Source organism: Janthinobacterium sp. 13 (assembly GCF_002749695.1).
GTDB lineage: Bacteria > Pseudomonadota > Gammaproteobacteria > Burkholderiales > Burkholderiaceae_D > Janthinobacterium > Janthinobacterium kumbetense.
Genome location: NZ_PEEQ01000001.1, coordinates 5922232 through 5936136, shown reverse-complemented (window position 1 = coordinate 5936136; position 13905 = coordinate 5922232). Strand labels below are relative to the sequence as shown.

At 63.0% G+C, this 13905-nt stretch carries 10 protein-coding genes; 1 reads left to right on the top strand and 9 read right to left on the bottom strand.

Annotated elements, in window-relative coordinates:
- The first annotated feature begins 117 nt into the window (after window positions 1-117).
- Window positions 118-1170 (top strand): ABC transporter substrate-binding protein, encoded by a 1053-nt coding sequence (locus CLU94_RS26025; RefSeq protein ID WP_099667792.1) that lies wholly within the window; start codon window positions 118-120, stop codon window positions 1168-1170.
- A 62-nt stretch (window positions 1171-1232) separates the two neighbouring features.
- On the opposite strand, the gene CLU94_RS26020 is transcribed toward CLU94_RS26025, so the two are convergent.
- From CLU94_RS26020 to CLU94_RS25980, 9 genes are all read right to left on the bottom strand, one after another.
- Complete coding sequence (locus CLU94_RS26020) at window positions 1233-3605, bottom strand: TonB-dependent receptor (RefSeq protein ID WP_099667791.1); 2373 nt, start codon at window positions 3603-3605, stop codon at window positions 1233-1235.
- Window positions 3606-3825: 220 nt separating this feature from the next.
- Window positions 3826-4980: an LLM class flavin-dependent oxidoreductase gene (locus tag CLU94_RS26015; RefSeq protein WP_099667790.1), complete on the bottom strand. Its 1155-nt coding sequence runs from the start codon at window positions 4978-4980 to the stop codon at window positions 3826-3828.
- Window positions 4981-5014: 34 nt separating this feature from the next.
- On the bottom strand, window positions 5015-6106 hold the full coding sequence (locus CLU94_RS26010; protein ID WP_099667789.1) for an LLM class flavin-dependent oxidoreductase: 1092 nt from the start codon (window positions 6104-6106) through the stop codon (window positions 5015-5017).
- A gap of 233 nt (window positions 6107-6339) precedes the next feature.
- A complete protein-coding gene (locus CLU94_RS26005) occupies window positions 6340-7545 on the bottom strand; it encodes a sigma-54 interaction domain-containing protein (RefSeq protein ID WP_099667788.1) in 1206 nt (401 codons plus the stop codon).
- A gap of 183 nt (window positions 7546-7728) precedes the next feature.
- Window positions 7729-8667 (bottom strand): HET-C-related protein, encoded by a 939-nt coding sequence (locus CLU94_RS26000; RefSeq protein ID WP_143451555.1) that lies wholly within the window; start codon window positions 8665-8667, stop codon window positions 7729-7731.
- Window positions 8651-10270, bottom strand: a complete 1620-nt coding sequence (locus tag CLU94_RS25995; protein WP_180278777.1) for an amidohydrolase family protein — start codon at window positions 10268-10270, stop codon at window positions 8651-8653. The genes CLU94_RS26000 and CLU94_RS25995 overlap by 17 nt, the downstream gene beginning before the upstream one ends.
- 442 nt (window positions 10271-10712) lie before the next feature.
- The gene (gene hmgA, locus CLU94_RS25990; protein ID WP_099667785.1) at window positions 10713-12017 is read right to left on the bottom strand and encodes a homogentisate 1,2-dioxygenase; all 1305 of its coding nucleotides are present in this window, start codon (window positions 12015-12017) and stop codon (window positions 10713-10715) included.
- Window positions 12014-12199 carry a DUF2783 domain-containing protein gene (locus CLU94_RS25985; protein WP_099667784.1) on the bottom strand — a complete coding sequence of 62 codons (186 nt, stop codon included), beginning with the start codon at window positions 12197-12199 and terminating at the stop codon, window positions 12014-12016. Before CLU94_RS25985 ends, hmgA begins: the two co-directional genes overlap by 4 nt.
- A 12-nt stretch (window positions 12200-12211) precedes the next feature.
- Complete coding sequence (locus tag CLU94_RS25980) at window positions 12212-13891, bottom strand: FAD-dependent oxidoreductase (protein WP_099667783.1); 1680 nt, start codon at window positions 13889-13891, stop codon at window positions 12212-12214.
- Between the last annotated feature and the right edge of the window lie 14 nt (window positions 13892-13905).

The following is a 13905-nucleotide window of genomic DNA, read 5'->3' as shown; positions in this document are numbered from 1 at the left end:
CAACAGCGGCTGCTGGCGCGGCAGCAGCACCGTCCGCTCGCGCTGTCGGCCAGCCAGCAAGCGGCGCGGGCACGTTTCCTGCACGGTTACAGGCTTCCACCACCACGAAGGAATCCCATGACTACCACACCATCCCCCGCCGCCGATACCGTCTGGTTCACCCGCTGCCCCGTGCCCACGGCCACGGGCCTGGCCTACAAACTGGGCTGGCTGGACGAGGAATTCGCCCGCGACGGCATCGCGTTAAAGACCCTGCAGGAAGTGGGCGGCGAGCTGGCGCGCCACCACTATGACCACGGCCTGTCCACGCTCGTGCGCGAAGGGGGCAACCTGCTGGCCCTGCCCGCGCGCGCGCAAGGGGCGCCCACGCGCCTGATCGGCCTGACCTGGATCGACGAGTGGCAAGCCATCCTCGTGCGCCCCGGCTCCGGCATCGCGACGCCCGCGCAGCTGCAGGGCAAGCGTCTGGCGCTGCCCGTCTTCCGCGCCGAGGACTTGCGCGACAACCGGCGCGGACGCAGCATCGCGCGCGGCATGAGCCTGGCCGGCTACAAGGGCGTGCTGGCGTCGGCCGGCCTCACGCTCGACGATGTGCATCTGGTGGAAGTGGGCGGCGAGGCGCCGGCGCAAGCCAATCTCGGCGCGGGACTGTGGCAAGGCATCGCGCCGCTGCTGCGCGGGGAAGTCGATGCCGTCTACGTAAAAGGCGCGGCGGCGGCCGAGGCGGCCCGCGCGGCGGGGCTGGAAGTGGGCATAGACATCGACGCCCTGCCCGACCGGCGCTTCCGCGTGAATAACGGCACGCCGCGGCCGATCACCGTGCATGAGACCATGCTGGAGCAGCATTTCGAACTGGTCGTGCGCTTCCTGACGCAAACCCTGCGCGCCGCGCACTGGGCCCGCAGCCACAAGGAAGACGTGCTGGCCATCCTGCAGGGCGAGACGCGGGCCGGCGCCGACGCCGTGGCCGAAGCCTACCGCGACGGTTTTCATTTGACCCTGGCGCCCGACCTGTCGGAAGAAAAAGTGGCGCTGTTCCGCCAGCAGAAGGATTTCCAGCTGCAGCACGGTTTCCTCGACCGCGACGTGGATATCGATGGCTGGATAGACCGCCGGCCTTTGGAAGAGGCGCAGCGGCGGCTCGACGCGCTGCTGCAAGCGGCGGCGTAAGCTGGCGCCATAAACGACAAGGCCGGCGCAATCGCCGGCCTTTCTACATCAGGCGGTCACGCTCAGAACTGCAGCGTGTACGACGCCCCCACCGTGCGGCCCTGGCCGATGATGACGGTGTCGCCATTCACGGCGCCCGGCACGAAGCTGGTGAGCGTGTGGTTGCGATAGACCTTGTCGGCCAGGTTGTTCGCATATGCCGTGATGCGCTGCTTGCCGCCGGGGAGCACGTACGACAGGCGCGCATTGGCCAGCGCGAAGCCGCCCTGGTTCAGCAGGTCGCGCGCGGCATTTTGCGGGTCGACATAGTAGTACTGCTTCGACGTGTAGCGCACGTCGCCGCTGAAGACCAGCTGCGCGCCATTGCCCAGCGGGTAGCGGTAGTCGGCAGCCAGCAAGGCCGTCACGTGGGGCGAGCGCACGAATTCATTGCCGGAGCGGTCGCCGCCATTGTTCTGGATGGCGAAATCGTCGAATTCCGTGCGCAGCAGGCCGATATTGGCATTGAGGTGCAGGTTGTCCGTCGGCTGCGCCTCAAGCTCGAATTCCGCGCCATTCACGTGGGCCTTGCGCACGTTTTGCAGGTAATTGACGCTTTGCGTGGGGTCGCCGTTGTACACGCCCGTGATATTCACCTGCACGTTCTTGTAGTCATAGTGGAAGACGTTGGCGTTGAAATTCAGGCGCCCGTCCAGCCATTCGGACTTGATGCCCGCCTCGAACGAGTTCAGGGTTTCCGGCTTGACCGTGTTCAGGGCGCGCACGTCCGTGGCGCTCGTGTTGTAGCCGCCCGACTTGATGCCGTGCGCGTACTTCAGGTAGCCGCGCAGGGTGCGGCTGAAGCGGTATTCGGGCGTCACGTCATACGTCAGCGCATTCCACGTGGTCGACGGATTCGACGTGAAATTGTTGTTGGCCACCGAGGCGGCCGCGTAATTGCCGCCCTTGACCGTGTTCCACCAGTTCGACGCATCGCCAAACGTCACCGTGTTCGATGCGGCCTGCACGCGGCGCAAATCGAGGTCCTTGGTTTCCGTCGTCCAGCGCAAGCCGAAGGTGGACAGGAACTGCTCGCTGAAGTTGACGGTCGTGCTGCCGAAGATGGCCGCGCTGCGCGCCTTGTGCTGGTAGACGGTGCGGTTGTAGCCGACGGGCTGTGTGCTGCCCGCCAGCGCCGGCACGGTGCCGTTGGGCAGGCGCGCGCCGGCCGAATCGGAATCGATCTTTTCATTGAAGTAGAACAGGCCCGCCACCCAGCTCACGGCGCCGTTTTGCGGCGACGTCAGGCGCAGCTCCTGCGATACCTGGCGGCTGCTGGCCTTCGAGCGGCTGCGGCCCACTTCCAGCGGCGTGTTGTCGCTGTCGCCCGTCGCTTCGTTGCGGAAGTTTTCATAGCCGGTGATCGATGTCAGGGTCAGCTCGCCCAGCGCGTATTCCAGGTTCAGCTGCGCGCCGCCCTGTTTCACGTCGCTGTCGGCCGGCGCATTCGTGCTCACATCATCGGGATTCGTGCTGGGGATGTAGCCATTGCGGTACACGCCATTCGCGCCATAGCTGGCCACGGTGGTGGTGGCGCCCTTGGTCGTGTAGTCGCGATAATGCAGGTTCAGATTGGCCGTCAAATCGCGTCCGATCAGGGCCTTGAGCTGGCCGCGGATGGCGCTGTCCTTGAGCTTTCCATCGCGTTCGCCCGTAAACTGGTTGTGGAAGCGGCCCTTGTCCTGCTGCTCCGTGTGGAAGGACAAGCGCCCCGCCAGCACCTCGTCGACCAGCGCGCCGCCGATGGCCCCTTCGGCCAGCTTGGTGTCGTAGCTGCTGTAATCGACCTTGGCGTAGCCGCTGGACTTGAACGACGGTTTGCGCGAAATCACGTTGATGGCGCCGCCCGTCGTGTTCTTGCCCCACAGGGTGCCTTGCGGGCCGCGCAGCACTTCCACCCGGTCCAGGTCGAACAAGGGAAAGCCCGTGGCGCTGGAATTGCTGATGTAGACGTCGTCGAGGTAAAAGCCGACGGGATTCGGGAAGTCGATCTGCTGCTGGCCCGCACCGACGCCGCGTATCCACCAGCGCGGACGGCCATGCTGCTGCGTGCCGGCCGAGGCGTTCGGCACGTAATTGAGGATTTCGCTGGCCGAGCGGCCGATGCCCGTGTCGAGCAGCTCCTTGCCGCCCAGGACCGTGATCGCACTCGGCACCTTCTGCGCGGATTCTTCGCGCTTTTGCGCCGTCACCGTCACCGATTGCAGCGCGGCGCCCTCGCCGGCGCCGTTCGCGTCGGCTGCGGCGATGACCTCGGCGGCAGGCGCTTCGGCATGGGCCATGCCATGGACGAGCATCAGGCCGCCGATGGCGAAGGCCGAGCGCAGCGCGCGGCGCACTGGCGTCAAATGAAAGGGGAAAGAGGAAAAGGCGGCGGGGGCAGTCGAACGGCGCATGGGTGATTATCCTTGAGTAAAGTCAAAACGCGAGATGGTGATGACCTGTATTGCAAGGGGCATGCCCGCTGCCGCAGCGCAGCAAAATCGTCGTTAAGTGATTGATTTCAAAGGAAGACTATCGTCATGATAGTGCTGTTGATTTGGCAGCAGCGGCGCCGCCGCGTGCTGCCTGCGCGACAGCAGGCGGTGGCGCTGCTGTCGCGGCAACAGGGGATACTCAGGCGGCGCGCAGCAGTGCCGCCGTGTGGCCACGCACGAGGGGCAGCACTTCCTCGCCCACGCGGTACGCTTCTTCCAGGTGCGGCGTGCTGGCCAGGATGAAGGCGTCGGCGCCCAGCTGCACCAGTTCGTCGAGGCGTTCGGCCACTTGCTGGTAGCTGCCGACGATGCCCTGCGTCTGGCCGCCGCGCAGCAGGTTGAAGCCGGACCAGATATTCGGCGCCGTGATCAAGTCCTTGTAGCTGTTCAGGGTCGTCGGGCGGTTGCCCCGCTGGCGCGCCGCGCCCACGGAATCGCCGCCATCGGCACCGAGGAACTGGCGCAGGGTGGCCGCATCGACGGCCTCGAAACCCTTGCGCACTTCGTCCCACGCCTCCTCTTCCGTGGCGCGGGCGACGATGTCGACGCGCACGGCGCACTTGATCTTGCGGCCCAGCAGCGCCGTCTTTTCATGCACGCGGGCGAATTTCTCGCGCAGCTGCTCGAACGGCTCCAGCCACGTCAGGTAGTAATCGGCATGCTTGGACGCAGAACCGAGGGCCGCGTCGGACGAGCCGGAAAAGTAAATCTCGGGGAAATCCTGCTCCGACAGCGGCGTGGCCAGGCCCGCATCCTCCACCTGGTAGAACTTGCCCTGGTAGGAAAACGGCCCGCCGCGCCACACGCCGCGCACCACGTCGAGAAATTCCGTCGTGCGCGTGTAGCGGTCGTCGTGGCCGGCCGAATCGCCCCACCACAGCTGCGCCGGACCGCCGCCGCCCGTGATCACGTTGTACAGCGCGCGCCCGCCCGTGGCCCGCTGCAGGCTGGCCGTCATGCGCGCAGCCACCACGGGGTTCAGGAAGCCGGGCTGGAACGGGATCATGAAGCGGAAAGTGCTCGTTTCACGCGCCAGCAGCGCGGAAATGGCCCACGGTTCGTCCGTCATGGGGAAAGATGGAATCAGACCGCCCTGGAAGCCGGACAATTCCGCCGCGCGGGCGATTTCCGCCAGGTAGTCGATATAAGTGAAACCGTCGGCGCCGCCGCCACCGAGGCCGGCCTGGCGCAGGTTGTCATTGCCGGGAAACCAGTCGCCGCGAAACGGCGTGCGGGCGCGGTGCGAACTCGGTTCGCCATGCGTGGGGATGCGCCAGAAAAAATCGATAGCCATGCAGGTACTCCTTCAGTAGGTTGGATACGGGGACTCAAGCCACTTGCAGCTGCGCGCGCAACGCTGCCCGTACGCGGGGCAGCACGTGTTCGCCGATGCGGTAGGCTTCCTCGAAATGGGGAATGGCCGCCAGCACGAAGCTGGACACACCGGCCTGCGCGTAGGCTTCGAGCACCGCGGCGATCTGTGCATGGCTGCCGACCAGGGCGCCGCGGGCGCCCGTTTGCGCTTGCGCAAAGCCGGGCCAGAACAAGGCTGCACCGCCCGCCGTGCCATCAGCCGACGGGGCATCGTCAGGCAGGCCCGCCCCGCTGCGATAGCGGCGCGCATCGCGCAAGGCTTCGTCTAACGTTTCGCGGGCCAGCACGTCGATGCGCAAGCCCGCCGCCACGGCGCGGCCCAGCTGGCGCGCCTGCGCATGCAGGCTGGCGATGGCGGGCTGCAAATCCTTCACGGGCGCCGCGTCGAACACGTGCACGTCGGCCTGGCGCGCCGACAGGGCCAGCGCTTCAGGCGACTCGCCCGTCAGGTAGATGCCGTTGACGGGGTGGTTCGCCAGCGGCCCCTTGAAGCCGCCGTCCTGCACTTCGAAGAACTTGCCCTTGAAGCTGAACGGCGACGTATTCTGCACGCCGCGCGCCACCGTGATGAATTCATCGATGCGTGGCAGGATGTCGGCCTCCGGCGCCGCATCGCCCTGGCGCCGGCGCGCTGCCGCATCGCCGCCATGGCCGATCTGCCAGGCGAAGCGTCCCCCCGTGAAGCGCTGGAAGCTGACGGCGTTCTTCGCCGCATACACGGCCGAACCCCAGGCCGCGTCGAATTCCGCGATCAGTTTCAGGTGGCGCGTGCTGCGGGCCAGGTAGCCGGCGACGATCCAGCTTTCGTCGCCCTGCGTATCGTGGCGTATCTGGATGCCGTCGAAACCGGAAAGATCGGCCGCGCGGGCGATCTGGTGCAGATAATCGAAATAGTTAAAGGGCGGACGCGCGCCGCGCGGGTCGCTCACGCCCGCCTGCAGGGGGCTGGGCGCGCCAGCGTTTCGCTCGCCGCGGCGCGTGATGCCGGGCGCCGCGTAACGGCCGTCCCCGCTGGTGGGCAATTGCCAGATGAATTCTATGGTCATGCGTGGACTCCTGTCGTGGGTCGAAGAAAAGGCCGTATGCGCATCGCGCAGCGGCCTGCCCTACCCTCCTCGCAGAAAACATGCCATGCCCAGGATGCCCGCCGCGGCCCGCCGCTGTTGATTTGGCAGCAATCCGCTGCCCCCATGGCAGCAATGTGCTGCGCGCGCAGCAGCCATGAAAAAAGCCGGAGCCGCATCGCTGCGGGTCCGGCTCCGGGAGGTCGCGCATGCGCCTAGTCGATGGCGCCCGCCTTTTTCAGGAAAGTGCGCAGGATGTTGCGGCTCAGGTTCAGGTGTCTGGCCGTGCGCACCTGGTTGCGCTCATTGCGCTCCCACGCGGCGCGCACCAGTTCCTGCTGCATCGCTTCGAATTCCACGGCTTCGCCCGAGTCGAGCAAGGCTTGCCAGGCGCGGGCAAAGCGCTCGGCCGCCAACAGATCGTCCTGGCCGGACGCGCCGTGGGCCGCATAGGCGATGTCGGCGCCACCGGCCCAGGCGTCTGGGACAGCCACGGAAACAGATGCGGAGACAGGTGCGGCAGCGGGCGCCCTGTGCCAGCCCGACAGGCTCAAATCCTCGGCCCGCACGACGCCGCTGCGGCACACGAGCAGCGCGCGGTGAATGACGTTTTCCAGTTCGCGGATATTGCCCGGCCACGGATAGGCCAGCAAGGCCTCTTGCGCGTCCAGGCCCAGTTCCACCTCGCCCAGGTGCAGGCGCTGCGCATAGATGGCCATGAAGTGGCGCGTCAGCGGCATGATGTCGCCCGGGCGCTCGCGCAGGGGACGCAGCGGCAGGCCGATCACCTGCAGGCGGTAATACAGGTCTTCGCGGAAGCGCCCTGCCCGCACGGCTTCGGCCAGGTCCACGTTGGTGGCGGCGATCAGGCGCACGTCGATGGGGATGGCGCGCCGCGCGCCCAGGCGCACCACTTCGCGTTCCTGCAGCACGCGCAGCAGCTTGACCTGCATCGCCAGCGGCAAGTCGCCGATTTCATCGAGGAACAGGGTGCCGCCGCTGGCCGTCTCGAACCAGCCAGGCTTGCCCTGCTGCGCGCCCGTAAACGCGCCTTTTTCATAGCCAAACAGCTCGCTCTCGACGAGGGTTTCGGAAAACGCGCCGCAATTGATCGCCACGAAGGTCTGCTCGGCGCGCCCGCTCAAGCCATGCACGTGGCGCGCAATCAGTTCTTTTCCCGTCCCCGTTTCGCCCGTGATCAGCACCGTCGCCTCGCTGGGCGCGATGCGCTCGATCAGCTCGTGCAGCTGGCGCGAACGGGGGTCGGCAAAGACAAAGGCCGTGGCGCGTACCAGCAAGCTCATTTGCTGCGGGTCGCGGAAGGCGACCAGCGCCTCGCTGTCGCCGTCATCGCCCGCGCCGCGGGCCAGGTGGGCGCTGCGCGCGAAATCGCTGCTGAAGTTGTGGGCTAAGAGTTCCATGGGCCGACTATACCGCGCTCCATCTCCAGGCGTGAACGAATGGTGCCGCGCTAGCTTATCCGGAATTTGCATATGCGAAGAGCCGGGAGTGAACGCTGTTTTGTCGCAAACGGCGCACTTTGGCTGGCGATGGCGTCATCCCTCCCCGACTTCAACACTGACCTTGCGGGATTTGATTCGTCGCTACTTCAAAACGGTCGCCCGGCTGTCCACCAACACATCGAGTGTAATCGTTCCCTGACTTACTGCGTTTAAAATCGGCCACTCTGCGAATACGTCAAGAATAAATTTCTTTGAAGCATCTTTGGCAAGTCCCTGAGCCACTTCAAAATGGGTAACATTACCAAACTTTGAAATAGTTTTTTTCCCTCGATCAGTTTCCTTTGAGTCTTTAGCCATCTCTCCATGCGTTTCATATGGAACAGCACATTTCTTTGGTGCCCCCCAACTCACGTATCCAGATTTTAGACCCACCTCTTGCCATTTTTGAATATTCTCTTCTGCCTGGTCTCCCCAGGTTTTGACAACCTTGAAGTCCGATAAAGCGCTGGCATGATCGATATTGATTTCGACATAATTCGTGTGAGCATAGAAGTCCTGAATTCCATGCAGTGCCTGTCCCAGGGACAGGAAGGCCAGATTCAGTTCCAGATTCACCAACAATGGTTTTTTTGCCATGAGAAGAACCGTGGCCGCTTCAGCGTGCTCGTCCAGTTCGGCTTTAAGTTGTGCAATATAAGCGATAGCTCCGGAAAAATCACAGTTGTCGAAGTGGGCTTTTGATGCAGTCTGATGAACGATATCTTGCATGTAAAGTGCAATTTGCATTTGGCGCACATACCTCCGGCTGCTCAGGCCATCCAGCAGTATTTTATGCTCGCTTATCTTGAAATCAGAATTGCATCTCTCACAAATAACGGATATGGATTCATCTTTTGCCGCAGGAATTTCTTGCTGGATTTTTTCCATATCGATATCCGCTGCCGAGGCTCCCATAGCCATGAGCGAGAAAATGATAGCAACCGACTGCCGGAGTCTGTTAGACATCGATAATCTCCAAATTTTGAAAGTGAAATTTCGGACACCCGCACCATGCTCTTTTCCGCTAACCGAATCGATCATCAACTTTCAACAACCAGGCAGGCGGCTTTACGCCATGTTTGTCATAGAATGTCTGCAACCTCAAACGCGTTTTCCCGCCTCGGGACAAGCCTGCGTAACGTACGGCGTTATCGCCAAAGAATTTATTCGAGAGCGTCGTCGCGGTTTCGTCTCTGAGAGATGGCAGTTCTTCAAGCTCTTTGAAAAGTTTCATAAAATCGCTCAAATAGCTTCCAATTGAGCTGGCTGTCAGGCTCATTTCCCAGTCTGTGCCATATAAAAAGCGATTCGCCAACGATGCAGAACCCTTTTGGGCGGTAAGGTCATAGAGCTTTTGCAGATCGGCCTTGAGTTCGGCCTGGTCCGATATCACCTCGGTAAAGAATCCAGCATCGGCGTACGCGAATTCCCCAGGTCCGCTTGGATTCATTTCCTTTGCAAATGCTTCGGCAAGGGAGAATCCTGCACGCTGGTCCTTCACGATTGACGTGTCGCCAAAATGTCCGAAGTTGATACGCAGGCGTGGAAACTCCTTCAAGACGCACGCCCAGTATCTGGAGCCGGCCAGATTCTTGAAGGCCATGCTGGGGCCGTTAGAAAGACCCGTGTGCGCCATGACAGGTACACCATGCTCTTCACAGTAGCCATAAAGCCGGCGCAAGGCGCCATCAAGCAACCTTCCCAAATCAGGGGTATTTTGTACCCACTCCGGCAACCAACAACGCTTCCAGAAATCGGGCTCCGCATCTTGAATATGCTGATTTCCCAGCGCGGCAAAGCCCATTGGTGGGTATAACTTGACGCCGATAAATCCATGTTCATCAAGCGCGCCCTGGACAAGAGCAAAAGAACTGGTAGCTGATTCCCCCTTCCCGAACGCCACTTCTCGCAACGGACAGAATGGCACGAATCCGTGCATTCTCCCTCCCGTCATAATGGACAACTGCTCCATGACCTTGACCTGCGTTTCGAGCGTCGTCCCTGTTGTTTTCCCCTTTGAGATCCACCACGAATAATCGACCATGCTGGGCATAAGGAGGTCCACCGTTCGAACCCCGGGAACATTAAATGTGCGCAGATATTGCTGAATATTTACATACCGGTATTGGAAATTTTGAAGGATGAATTTAATTACACCCATCACCGACCTGTCTCCACTCAGCATGTCCAATGGCTCTGGAGCGTCCTTGTCCAAATCGGGAATCGTGGCAGGAAGCTTGTCAATAATTTCCAGGGCCTCGACTTGCAAACGGGTCTGCATATCGGGAACAAGGAACTTGCTTTGTTTTTCCACAATGAATGGCAGGTACAGGGGGGAGGTAGCGGCAGCGGTCTTCAAGGAAGCCGTACCGGCTGCATATGCGTTTCGTCGCAGCTGTGAAATGACCTCAATCTTGGCCTGCTCGGCTGTACAAGCAGCCAGTTGGGGGGACAACTCCCGGAGCGTCTGCAGTTCCACATTACCCGAAGGCGCCAATGACCACGCAAGGCCTTGTAGCAGCGCACCGACAGCCATTGCCGCAGGTCCCAGCGGGCTGGCCTCCCCAACCAGCACCTTTCCCACAAAGTCCATGACAGGGATATCCGTGCCATTGAAAATGTGGCAGTGGGCATCGATGGTCAAAGGTCCCGTCGGCAAGTTAATGTCAGGACTGTTTACGCAATCTATGGGACATGGCTTGAGCAAGCAACAGCCTGACAAGCCGACGGTTGTGCCAACCGCGAGAGCACCGATGCCTCGAAGGGCACGACGACGGGCGAAGTTCTCCGGAAAGTGGTCCATACAGCCCTTTCAGCAGTTCATTTCTTCGACTAGCGGGTACAGAAAAAATCGCGTGCTCGATGCAAGGGGGGATGGTATATTGATAATTTCAACTTGGCAAGATTTATCGCACAGGCGCGGGCGCGGACTGCGCGACTAATGTTTGACTAACAACGCCTGACACAACCGTAACGAGCGAAAGAAAGACTCGGCGCCCGTGTCGGCTCGAGAAGCGCAACTGTACGGAGTACGGGGCCGCCGAGGCAGTAAAAATTACGATGCGCAGCCGGTTTTGATAGGCTGTCTACGCCTGCTCCGGATCGAAATGCTTGCGCAAGCCTTGCCAGCAGGCGAAATAGTCGTTTTGCAGCAGGCCGCCGTCCAGCGCGAATGGCGTGGGCTTGAGGATGGTGCGCGTCTCGAACATGAAGGCCATGGTGTCGCCCACCTTCACGGGCGCGGACGTGTCGCTGTGCGACGCCTTGTCGAAGGTCTGCGCATCGGGGCCGTGGCCGGACATGCAGTTGTGCAGGCTGGCGCCGCCCGGCACGAAACCGGCCGCCTTGGCGTCGTACACGCCGTGGATCAGTCCCATGAATTCGCTGGCCACGTTGCGGTGGAACCACGGCGGGCGGAAGGTGTGCTCGGCCGCCAGCCAGCGGGGCGGGAAGATGGCGAAGTCGATGGCACCGAACAGGGGATTTTCGCTGGGCGCCTGCAGCACGAGGAAGATCGACGGGTCCGGGTGGTCGTAGCTGATCGAGCCGATGGTGTTGAAGCGGCGCAGGTCATATTTGTACGGCGCGTAATTGCCATGCCAGGCCACCACGTCCAGCGGCGAATGGTCCAGGGTCGTGCGCCACAAATGGCCGCCGAACTTGGCCAGCAGTTCGCATGCGCCGTCGATGTCTTCATACGCCGCGTGCGGCGTGAGGAAATCGCGGCTGTTGGCGAGGCCGTTCGAACCGATGGGGCCCATGTCCGGCAGGCGGAAGGCCGTGCCGAAGTTTTCGCACACATAACCGCGCGCCGCGCCATCGGGCAAGGTCACGCGGAAGCGCACGCCGCGGGGGATGACGGCGATTTCCTGCGGTTCCAGCTCGATCAAGCCCAGTTCCGTGGCAATGGCCAGCCGGCCTTCCTGCGGCACGACCAGCAATTCGCCATCGGCCGAGTAAAAGAAGCGCTGCATGGAGCGGTTGGCCGCATACACGTGGATGGCGCAACCGCTCATGGTTTCGGCGCTGCCGTTGCCAGCCATGGTCTGCCAGCCGTCGATGAAATCCGCCGCCGTGGCGCCGTCGGGCAGCGGCAGCGGGTCCCAGCGCAACTGGTTCGGCGGCGTCGGCGGCATGGCGTGGAAGTCGCTGACGATGCGGGTATTTTCCAGCAAGGTAAATGGCGGATGCTGGCTGGCTGGGCGGATGCGGTACAGCCACGAGCGCCGGTTCTGCGCGCGCGGCGCCGTGAAGGTCGTGCCCGACAATTGTTCCGCGTACAGGCCCAGGGGCGCCTGCTGCGGCGAATTCTGCCCCTGCGGCAAGGCGCCGGGCACGGCTTCCGTGGCAAATTCGTTGCCGAAGCCGCTTTGGTAGCCGGCGCCTATCATGCCGGCTCCCCCAAGCCGTCGGCCGCGTCGCGCAGCAAGCCCTGCACCACGTCGGCCTTGCCGATGGCGCCCATGGCCAGCAAGGCGAAACGGGCGAGGAACAGGGGCGAACGCTGTTCGCCCAGGCCGCCCATGGTGTGGCACAGCTCCGTGTACAAATTATCCAGTTCGATATCGGTCATATTGTCTCCTTGTTACTGTGATCGGGCGATGCCGGCCGCCGCCAGCGCTGCCGCCACCTGCCCCGCCTGCACTTGCCGCCAGCGTCCCAGCACGTGGCCGTCCGGGCGCACGAGGTAAAACGTGCCAGGCTGCGCGTCGAACAGCGAGAATACCTGCGCCGTGTGGTCCCAGGCGCACTCTTGCGCCCCGCTGCGGGAAATCGCCACGCCCGTCAGCGGGAAGGTGTCGCCCAGCGCCAGCAATTCAGCGGGAATGGCCCCGTCCTCGCTGAAGTACAGTCCCGTGAAATGGCCATCTGCGCGCTTGAGCAAATCGGTAATATACCCCGCTTTTTGCCCGCCGTCGTACGGCAGCGCCAGCGGGCATTCCGGCAAGACCGTGCCCGGAGCGGGGCCGGCGGCAAACGTGTCGGGGTCCGGCGCATTCAGGGCCGACTGCGCATACGCGATGGCGCTCGTCTGGCGCGGGTTGATCAGCGAGCGCACGTGCGCATGCCTGCCCGCCAGGCCCAGCACGGCCGTGCGCATCAAGTCAAAAGCGAAAGTGGGCGGCGCCATGAATTCCGTGCTTTTGGTGCCGTGGCGCAAGTTTTCACGGGCGGCGAACACGCGCTCGTCCGAATAGCTGTCCAGCAAGGCATGCGGCGCCTGGCCCTTGACCACGTAGGCCAGCTTCCAGGCCAGGTTGTCCGCATCGTCGATGCCGGAATTGGCTCCGCGCACGCCGAAGATGGGCACGAGGTGGGCCGCATCGCCCGCGAACAGCACGGGGCCATGCCGGTATTTTTCCAGGGTCAGCGCATTGGCCTTGTAGATGGTGATCCACACGGGATGCCACGGCGCCGTTTCGCCCATCATGGCCAACAGGCTGTCCACGCGGGGCGCCACGTTTTCCAGCAGCACGGCCGCCTGCGCATCCTCGTCGTCTCGCAACTGGTAGTCGATGCGCCAGATATCGTCGGGCTGCTTGTGCACCAGCACGGTCGAACCGGGATTCGACGGCGGGTCGAAATACGCGAGGCGCTCCGTCGGGCGCTCGCTCTTCAGGTGGATATCGACGATCACATAGCGCCCTTCATAGCTGGTGCCCTGCAATTTGAGGCCCAGCGCCTCGCGCACGGTGCTGCGCCCGCCGTCGGCCGCCACCAGCCAGTCCGCCTCGATTTTATAGGTCGCATCGGGCGTCGCCACGGTGACGGTGGCGCCGTCGGCGCGCTTGTCCACGCCAGTCACCCGCGTTTGCCAGCGGATATCGATCAATTCCGGCTGGCGTTCGGCCGCATCGAGCAGGAATTGTTCGATATGGTATTGCGCCAGGTTAACCATCGGCGGCAACTTCTGGTTCGCGTCTTGCGGCATCGTAAAGTGCAGCACTTCCTCGTCGCGGTAAAAACTGCGTCCGCCCGCCCACGGCAAGCCCTTGCTGATAAAACCGTCGAGCGCGCCCAGGCGTTCGATGATTTCCAGGCTGCGCCGCGAGATGCAGATGGCGCGGCTGCCCGTGCACACGCCGTCGTCCGCCTCGATCAGCACCGAGCGCACGCCGTGGCGGGCCAGGCCCAGAGCCGTGGCCAGGCCCACGGGGCCGCCGCCGACGATCAGGACCGGGACTTGCTGCGTGGCGGCGCCGGCCGGTTTGCCGGGCGGATACACCTTCGGCACATGGGGATAAGGGTGAAACGTGTCGCTCATGATGGGTCCTCTTC

What these genes read in the sequence shown, in the direction of transcription:
- CLU94_RS26025 (WP_099667792.1), top strand. Translation starts at nt 118, where the DNA reads ATGACTACCACACCATCCCCCGCCGCCGATACCGTCTGGTTCACCCGC.
- CLU94_RS26020 (WP_099667791.1), bottom strand. Translation starts at nt 3,605, where the DNA reads ATGCGCCGTTCGACTGCCCCCGCCGCCTTTTCCTCTTTCCCCTTTCAT.
- CLU94_RS26015 (WP_099667790.1), bottom strand. Translation starts at nt 4,980, where the DNA reads ATGGCTATCGATTTTTTCTGGCGCATCCCCACGCATGGCGAACCGAGT.
- CLU94_RS26010 (WP_099667789.1), bottom strand. Translation starts at nt 6,106, where the DNA reads ATGACCATAGAATTCATCTGGCAATTGCCCACCAGCGGGGACGGCCGT.
- CLU94_RS26005 (WP_099667788.1), bottom strand. Translation starts at nt 7,545, where the DNA reads ATGGAACTCTTAGCCCACAACTTCAGCAGCGATTTCGCGCGCAGCGCC.
- CLU94_RS26000 (WP_143451555.1), bottom strand. Translation starts at nt 8,667, where the DNA reads ATGATCGATTCGGTTAGCGGAAAAGAGCATGGTGCGGGTGTCCGAAAT.
- hmgA (WP_099667785.1), bottom strand. Translation starts at nt 12,017, where the DNA reads ATGATAGGCGCCGGCTACCAAAGCGGCTTCGGCAACGAATTTGCCACG.
- CLU94_RS25985 (WP_099667784.1), bottom strand. Translation starts at nt 12,199, where the DNA reads ATGACCGATATCGAACTGGATAATTTGTACACGGAGCTGTGCCACACC.
- CLU94_RS25980 (WP_099667783.1), bottom strand. Translation starts at nt 13,891, where the DNA reads ATGAGCGACACGTTTCACCCTTATCCCCATGTGCCGAAGGTGTATCCG.